Below are 921 nucleotides of genomic sequence, written 5' to 3'. Positions count from 1 at the left end.
TCGAAGCTGAGAATCTAAGCGCCGGTAAACGGCGGTGGTAACTATAACCATCCTAAGGTAGCGAAATTCCTTGTCGGGTAAGTTCCGACCTGCACGAATGGCGTAACGACTTCCCCGCTGTCTCAACCACAGGCCCGGCGAAATTGCAGTACGAGTAAAGATGCTCGTTTCGCGCAGCAGGACGGAAAGACCCCGGGACCTTCACTATAGCTTGGCATTGGCGCTTGGAGCGTCTTGTGTAGGATAGGTGGGAGACTGTGAAGCCGGCACGCTAGTGTTGGTGGAGTCGCTGGTGAAATACCACTCTGGTCGTTTTGAGTGTCTAACCCGCACCCGTGGATCCGGGTGGGGGACAGTGCCTGGTGGGTAGTTTAACTGGGGCGGTTGCCTCCCAAAGAGTAACGGAGGCGCCCAAAGGTTCCCTCAGCCTGGTTGGTCATCAGGTGGTGAGTGCAAGGGCACAAGGGAGCTTGACTGTGAGACCGACGGGTCGAGCAGGTGCGAAAGCAGGGCCTAGTGATCCGGCACCGACGTGTGGAAGTGGTGTCGCTCAACGGCTAAAAGGTACCCCGGGGATAACAGGCTGATCTTCCCCAAGAGTCCATATCGACGGGATGGTTTGGCACCTCGATGTCGGCTCGTCGCATCCTGGGGCTGGAGTAGGTCCCAAGGGTTGGGCTGTTCGCCCATTAAAGCGGCACGCGAGCTGGGTTTAGAACGTCGCGAGACAGTTCGGTCCCTATCCGCTGCGCGCGTAGGAGAATTGCGAGGATCTGTCCCTAGTACGAGAGGACCGGGACGGACGGACCTCTGGTGTGCCAGTTGTCCCGCCCGGGGCACGGCTGGTTGGCTACGTTCGGTAGGGATAACCGCTGAAAGCATCTAAGCGGGAAGCCTTCCTTTAGATGAGTTCTCCCTCCC

Annotated in this window: 1 rRNA gene; it reads left to right on the top strand. The window is 58.3% G+C overall.

Annotated features, from left to right (window positions below):
• Window positions 1-921: ribosomal RNA gene (locus tag AKI01S_RS48630) — 23S ribosomal RNA — on the top strand; the annotation flags it as partial.

The organism is Actinomadura kijaniata NBRC 14229 (genome assembly GCF_001552175.1).
GTDB lineage: Bacteria > Actinomycetota > Actinomycetes > Streptosporangiales > Streptosporangiaceae > Spirillospora > Spirillospora kijaniata.
The sequence above is the reverse complement of the archived record's forward strand: the minus strand, read 5'-3'. Positions and strand labels throughout refer to the sequence as shown.